We start from the raw sequence: 6,471 nt of genomic DNA on the forward strand, positions 1-6,471 counted from the left end.
GGGGCAGGGGCGGCGGCACGCCCCTGCCCCGGCGGCCCCTCTCTCCTGGAGGAACGAGAAGGCCGTAGCACAAGTCTAGCATCTCTTTTGGTTCAACCAAAGGTATGGCGAGCTCCGGATGCTTCAATTCCGTTGTGGTGATGGCGTGTTGACGCATCCACGCCATGGCGGGTCCACGCACGGAGAATCCCTGGATTCGATTCGGGGGCCGGGACAGAATGGAGATGTCTTCAGGGAACGCCCGGCGGCACGGGCCCCGGAAGGCGGAATTGACATTCCAAGTCCTGGAGGAATCATGTCCGTTCAGCAGAACTCCGGTATCCGCAAGGCCGTCCGCCAGTTCATGGTCGCGATGGTGGCGTGTACGGCGGTCGCGGCCGGTGCCGCCTTCGCCGTCTCCCCGGACAGCACCGCCCCGGTCACCCCCCAGACCGTCGCCGGCGTCGCGGACGACAACGGCTGGCCGGTCGTTCCGCCGAACCCGACCCCCACCAACTGATTTCACGAATCCGGGAATTGCCCTCGGAATCATCCCCCCACCACCAGGCCCCGCGATCGCTGCCACGATTGCGGGGCCCAGGGCGTTTTCGAAACAGCCTCAGCAGCCGGAACAGCCTAAGCAGCGCAGTCCCGAAAAGATCGAAAAGAATCAGTCCAGCCAGCCGAGCCGCACCGCCCGCGCGCCCGCCTCGAACCGGCTCGTCGCCCCCAGCTCCTGCATCAGCTCCGAGATCATCCGGCTGACCGTCCGCAGCGACACCCCGAGCGTCCGCGCGATCCGCTCGTCCTTCATCCCCGAGGCCAGCATGTGCAGCGCCGCCCGCTGCTGCTCCGAGAGCCCGTCGCCGCCCGCCTCCGCCACCGCCTCGTTCCCGTACGGGGTCGCCGTGTGCCAGCAGTGCTCGTACAGGCTCAGATACGGCCGTACGAGCGCACTGCCCCGCGCCAGGATCGCGCCCTCGCCCGGCTCCTCCGGCCGGATCGGCACCAGGGCGAACTGCTGGTCGGCGATGATCAGGTTCATCGGCACCACCGGCGCGAGCCGGATCTCCACCCCCAGCTCCGCGCGCTGCCCGAGGAACTTCTCCATCTGCGGGTCCGTGGCCTCCTGCCGGCCGTAGATGGCGCGCACCCGCACCCCGTTGGCGAGCTGCCGCCGGTCCCGGTCGAGCATCCGGTCCGGGTTCTGCCGGCCCGGCGTCCCCGGGTGCAGCGAGGCCGAACTCTCCTGCATCACATCGGTGATGTCCTCGATGGCCTGCTGGATCCTGCGGTAGTCGGTCAGCGCCTCGACGTGCGCCTCCGCCCGGGTCAGCGCCGCGGCCCGCAGATAGGAGCCCGCCAGGACCTCAAGGGTGCTGTACGCCTCGTCCGCCTCGGCCAGGTGCTCCCGCAGCCGCTCCCGCTCCCGCTCCAGGAGCCGGAGGAGCGCGATCTCCGGGTCGATCGCCGCCACCGTGTCCGTCTCGGACCGCCAGCTGCCGTCCTGCACGGCCGCGACGGTGGCGTGCGCCTGCCCCGTGGGCACGATGAGGCCCAGGGAGAGGAGTTCGCGACGACATCGCTCGTACTCCTCCGGCGCGAGCCCCAACTCCCTGCGGACCTCCTCGAAGTCCGAGACGCCCCGGCGGCGCAGCTCCTGGTACACGGCCAGCAGGACGTCGGCCGTGCCGTCCCCGATGCTCCCGATGCCGTCGCCCGCGGTGACCATGGCGAAGTGACCCCCCTTGTCTCCGAGTCGCCCCGCCCTCACCCGGTCATCCGGCTCGGCGGGAGTCCGTCCTGTGCTTCCTGCGGCCCGCACGGTCCCTGCGGCCCGTGCGCGTCCTCCATGACATACGAACTCCTCGTACTAGGCCACGGGTTCCGGCCCCTCGCCGTCGAGCAGCCCGAGCCGGGCCGCCTTGACGCCGGCCTCGAAGCGGCTCGCCGCCCCCAGCTCCTGCATGACCTCGGACAGGAGCCGGCTGACCGTGCGCAGCGAGACCCCGAGGCTGCGGGCGATCTGCTCGTCCTTGATCCCGGAGGCGAGCATGTGCAGCGCGGCCCGCTGCTGGTCCGAGAGCCCGTCGCCGCCCTGCTCCCCGGGCTCCTCGCCGTACCGGGAGGCCGCCTGCCAGCAGTACTCGTACAGCGCGAGGTACGAGCGGACCAGACCGGGGCCGCGGGCCAGGATGATCGGCGAGTCCGGGGCGTGCGGGTCCGTCGGCAGCAGGGCGAAGTTCTCGTCGGCGAGGACCATGTTCATCGGGACGACGGGGGAGAGGCGCAGCTCCACGCCGAGCGCCGCCCGGTCCTTCAGGTGCTGGGTCATCTCGGGCACGGTCCCGACCCGGCGGCTGTACATGGCGCGGACCCGCACTCCGCGGGCGGCCCGGGAGCGGTCCCGCTCCAGCTCGGCGGCCATGTCCTCGCGCCGGACGGAGCCGGTGTGCATGACGTGGACGGCGGTGCGCACGGACTCGGTCAGGTCCGACAGCTCGCGCAGCACCCGCTGCGGGTCGGTGACGATCTCCACCTCGACCTCGGAGCGGGGCGCGGCCCCGGCCCGCAGGAACGGTCCGGCGAGGGCTTCGAGGGCGGTGTGCGCGCGGCTGGTCGCGGCGAGGCGCTCCTGGAGCCGGTCGCGCTCGCGGCGCAGTAGTCGCAGCAGGGCGACATCGGGGTCGACGACCGTGTGGACGGCGGGTTCCGAAGGGTCACGGGGGGCGGCGGTGAGGCCTAAGGAGGCGAGTTCGCACCGACATCGCTCCCGCTCGTCGGCGGAGAGCTCGAAACGGTCCGCGACCTCGTCGAAGCCGGCCTCGGGGCGGGCGCGCAGTTCCTGGTAGACGGCGAGGGCCTGGTCGCTGCCCATGCGGGCATCGCTCCCCGCGCGGGTCACGGCGGCGTTTCTGGACACGGTGCAGCAGACTCCCCTCGGATCCCCGCGGACCCTGTTGAATCGCCCCGCTAGACCCTGCCACAAAATCGAACGACACGCACGATGTTGACTACGCCTCAGTAGGCGGGGTGGACGCGCAGCCGACGGCGGCTCAGACGGTGGAACGCACGTGGGTGACGGCGGCCCCGGCGGTCGGGCGCACGTGGGTGACGGCGGTCCAGGTGGTCGGGCGCACGTGGGTGACGGCGGCCCCGGCGGTCGGGCGCACGTGGGTGACGGCGGTCAGGTGGTCGGGCGCACGTGGGTGACGGCGGCCCTGGCGGTCGGGCGCACGTGGGTGACGGCGGTCAGGTGGTCGGGCGCACGTGGGTGACGGCGGCCCTGGCGGTCGGGCGTACGGAGCCGGACGCGCCTCAGGCGGTGCTTTCGCCCGCCCCGCAGTCGGGGCACAGGCCCTTGAAGACGACCTCCGCGTCGTCCACCCGCCACTGGGGCAGGGCGCCCCGGGGCGGCTCGGGCGCGGTCGCGGAGACGTTCTCCACCCGGCCGCAGGAGGTGCACAGGGCGTGCTGGTGGGCCGGGCCGGAGATCTCGAAGACCGCGGGCAGGCCGGGCCGGTCGAACTTGCTGACCAGGCCGGTCTCCTGGAAGTGCCGCAGCATCTCGTACACGGCCTGGCTGGTCAGCGTGCCGAGGCGCTCGCGCGCGGTCGTGGTGATCGCCTCGACGTCGAGATGGCCGCCGGCGGCGAGCACCGTGAGCACCTCCAGGCGCGGGCCCGTGACCCGCAGCCCGACATCGCGCAGGCGCTGGATCACCGCCTCGCGGCCCGTCAGCTCTTCCACGACTGCCATCTTCTCCGCCCGCCACCTGGTCGGCTCAAACTTTTGTGGGCATCGTACCTCTTGCTCGTCAACCTGGGCAGGTCCGTATCGGTCAGTCGTCCGCCCTGCACACCAGGAGGACGGACTCGGTCCGCTCGTCGATGCGGTGGCGCCGTCGGCCCTCGATGTGCAGGCCCGCCGAGTGCAGCTCGGCCGCGAGCCGCTCCGGGTCGACGATCCACTTGTCGGTGGTCAGCACCACCCGCTCCGAGGACACCTTGCCGGTCCTGGCCGCGTAGTACGTGATCCGCTCGCTCATCGACGGCAGGTCGAAGACCTGCCGGGCCACCACCCACTCGTCGATCCCGTCGAAGCGGGGCACCTGGAAGGCCCAGGTCCGCCGCGGCTCCGCGATCAGGCCCGGCAGCTGGTGCGCGGTGTAGTCGAGGGCGAGCGCCCCGCCCGTCTCCAGATGGGCGGCGACCTCCCGGAGCAGCTCCGGCCGGCTGGCGGGCGGGACGGCGGTGACCATGGCGCCCGCGAGCAGTGCGAGCCGGTAGCTGCCTTCGAGGCGGAGCTCGGTGAGCTCCGCGCGATGGGTGACGACGAGCCCGGCCACCTGCGGACCGATCCTGCGGGCCCAGCCTTCGAGGCGCTCCAGGGCCGAGGCGTCCCGGTCCACGGCTTCCACGGCGAAGCCGTGCCGGGCGAACGGGACGGCGAGCCGCCCGGCGCCGGAGCCGAGGTCGAGGACGGGTCCGCCGGTGGAGCGGGCGAGGCTGAGGTAGCGGACGATGTCCGCGCTGTGCGGGCCGAGCAGGGCGTCGTGCAGCCAGACCGAGCTCTCGTCGGCGGGGGAGACCGACTCGAGCCCGGGGAGCGTGTCGGCGGTGACCCGGATGCCGGCGCCGGGGGCGGGCTCCTGGTCGAGGCCGTATCGGGACGGCAGGACCGGAGCGAGCGCTGCGGGCACGACGGGCAGGGAAGTGCCGCTCGGTGTGTGCATCGCTCCTCCAGGGGCTCGCTCGGTCCATGCCGTCCGGACGGGGAACCCGTGCCGCCGGGCCCGCGCCGCTGAACCCATCCTGACCTGGGGAACGAACCCCGATCCACCGGATCGGGCTGCGTGAACACGCGATGGCGTGGATCTGCCACGGTGGGCCCGGCGGAGCCGCGCTTCGGGAGGCGGCGCTTCGGGCGAGCGGTGCTTCGGAGGCCGGGGCCTCAGGGGAGCGCTCTGCTCAACCGTCTCGGGGAGAGGGCCGCGAAGCCCAGGCGGGAGTAGAAGGGGAGCGCCGGGTCGGCCTCCGCCGGGAGCTCCACGCGCTGCTCCCGGGCGCCGTAGCCGCGCATCCGCTCGGTCGCGGCGGCCAGCAGGGCCGTACCGACGCCGGCGCGGCGCGAGCCGGGCTCCACCGCGAGCGCGTACACCTCGCCCTCGCCCGGCACCGGGACGCCGCCCGCGGCGACGCCGACGACCGCGCCCTGCGGGTCCGTGGCGACCAGCCAGCCGAGCCATCCCGGCGCGCCCCCCGGAATTTCAATTTCCGCGCGTATGCGGGGGAGTGCGCATTGTGCGGAGATCAGCCGCCGCATCGGGATTTCGTCCAGTATTCCGGCGTAGCTGCTCCGGATGATGTCGGCAAGCAGTCTGGATATCGTCGTCGCGTCGCCGGCCGCTGCCGCACGAACGCCAGCGAGCTGCATTGGTTTTGCACCCTTCGACGTGCCGAGTCCGAGCCTCAACGTACCCACGATAGCGGCGTATTTCACGGTTCGTGACCGATGCGAAATCTACGAATTCGCTTAGTAAATGCCGGTGTTCGCGATTAGCGGGGGAACGAGCAGCAGGCGACGATCAACGGAGCCATCGCGAGGGCCGCCGCCGCGATCGTCGACAGCCCGAGCAGTACGGGGTGTCCGGCGCTGTGCGGGGTGAGGATGCGCCGCATCCGCAGCGCCGCCGACGGCCCGCCCGCGGCGAACGCGGACCGCGGCGCCCGGCCCGAGGCCAGCGCGTACAGCGCGGTCGCGAGCGCGTCCCGCGTGCACCGGCGCAACGCCCGGTCGTCCGCGGCCATTTCGATCAGCAGCGGCACGGCGGTCCCGCCGTGGCGCGCGAGCGGGAGGCGCGGGAAGACGGCCGTGAAGGCCTCCGCCGCCGCGACCAGGAGGTGGTGCCGTCCGGTGATGTGCGCCCGCTCGTGCGCGAGGGCCGCCGCGAGCTGGGCGGGGGTCAGGGTGTGCACCGCGCCCGAGGAGACGACGACCCGGCGGCTCCGCCCCGGCAGGCAGTAGACGGCGGGCCGGTCGTCGTCGAGGACGGTGGCCCGCAGCGCGGGGTCGTACCGTCCGACGAGCCGCAGCACCCCCGCGTGACGGGTCCGCATCCGCCGGGCCCTGGCGAGGCGGCGGACGAACGCGGCGGCGGGCGGCGAGAGGACGAGGAGCGCGAGGGAGAGGGCGAAGCGTTCGCGCCCGTCGAGGTTCAGGAGCTGGTCGAGCGTGGGCGGTTCGAGCCCGAACATCATGTCGGCCAGGCGGTGACTGCTGTCGGCAGGCAGGACCAGCTGGGCGGACAGCAGCGCGGTCGCGGCCGCGAAGCCGGTCCCGCACGCGACCCAGACGGCGAGCGCGAGCCGGGGCACCTGCTGGGCCCAGCGGGCCCGGACGACCAGCGAGGGAACGAGGAACCCGGTGAGGAGCGCGAGCCCGAGGGGGACGAGGAGGTGATGGTTCACGCGCCGCCCCCGGCCGGGCCGT

General features: G+C 72.9%; 7 protein-coding genes. 1 reads left to right on the forward strand and 6 read right to left on the reverse strand.

The window, feature by feature from the left end; translation table 11 throughout:
* Positions 1-295 precede the first annotated feature (295 nt).
* Positions 296-499, forward strand: a complete 204-nt coding sequence (locus CCN56_RS38930) for a hypothetical protein (protein WP_086832339.1) — start codon at positions 296-298, stop codon at positions 497-499.
* 150 nt (positions 500-649) lie between these two features.
* On the opposite strand, the gene CCN56_RS38935 is transcribed toward CCN56_RS38930, so the two are convergent.
* From CCN56_RS38935 to CCN56_RS38960, 6 genes are all read right to left on the reverse strand, one after another.
* Entirely contained in the window at positions 650-1,711 is a 1,062-nt protein-coding gene (locus CCN56_RS38935) for a helix-turn-helix domain-containing protein (RefSeq protein ID WP_086832340.1), read from the reverse strand.
* Between the two features lie 141 nt (positions 1,712-1,852).
* Positions 1,853-2,902 carry a helix-turn-helix domain-containing protein gene (locus CCN56_RS38940; RefSeq protein ID WP_086832341.1) on the reverse strand — a complete coding sequence of 350 codons (1,050 nt, stop codon included), beginning with the start codon at positions 2,900-2,902 and terminating at the stop codon, positions 1,853-1,855.
* 395 nt (positions 2,903-3,297) lie between these two features.
* Positions 3,298-3,738 carry a Fur family transcriptional regulator gene (locus CCN56_RS38945; RefSeq protein WP_256962413.1) on the reverse strand — a complete coding sequence of 147 codons (441 nt, stop codon included), beginning with the start codon at positions 3,736-3,738 and terminating at the stop codon, positions 3,298-3,300.
* Positions 3,739-3,820: 82 nt separating this feature from the next.
* Positions 3,821-4,714 (reverse strand): cyclopropane-fatty-acyl-phospholipid synthase family protein, encoded by an 894-nt coding sequence (locus CCN56_RS38950; RefSeq protein WP_179200152.1) that lies wholly within the window; start codon positions 4,712-4,714, stop codon positions 3,821-3,823.
* Positions 4,715-4,932: 218 nt separating this feature from the next.
* Positions 4,933-5,304, reverse strand: a complete 372-nt coding sequence (locus CCN56_RS38955) for an N-acetyltransferase (protein WP_256962414.1) — start codon at positions 5,302-5,304, stop codon at positions 4,933-4,935.
* Between the two features lie 233 nt (positions 5,305-5,537).
* The coding region (locus tag CCN56_RS38960) for a M56 family metallopeptidase (protein ID WP_306300663.1) at positions 5,538-6,471 on the reverse strand (934 nt) is incomplete at its 5' end.

Source organism: Streptomyces sp. NRRL B-24572, assembly GCF_002156145.1.
Taxonomy (GTDB): domain Bacteria; phylum Actinomycetota; class Actinomycetes; order Streptomycetales; family Streptomycetaceae; genus Streptomyces; species Streptomyces vietnamensis.

Coding starts and splice junctions, on each gene's coding strand:
- CCN56_RS38935 (WP_086832340.1), bottom strand. CDS start 1,711: ATGGTCACCGCGGGCGACGGCATCGGGAGCATCGGGGACGGCACGGCC.
- CCN56_RS38950 (WP_179200152.1), bottom strand. CDS start 4,714: ATGCACACACCGAGCGGCACTTCCCTGCCCGTCGTGCCCGCAGCGCTC.
- CCN56_RS38930 (WP_086832339.1), top strand. CDS start 296: ATGTCCGTTCAGCAGAACTCCGGTATCCGCAAGGCCGTCCGCCAGTTC.
- CCN56_RS38955 (WP_256962414.1), bottom strand. CDS start 5,304: ATGCGGCGGCTGATCTCCGCACAATGCGCACTCCCCCGCATACGCGCG.
- CCN56_RS38945 (WP_256962413.1), bottom strand. CDS start 3,738: ATGGCAGTCGTGGAAGAGCTGACGGGCCGCGAGGCGGTGATCCAGCGC.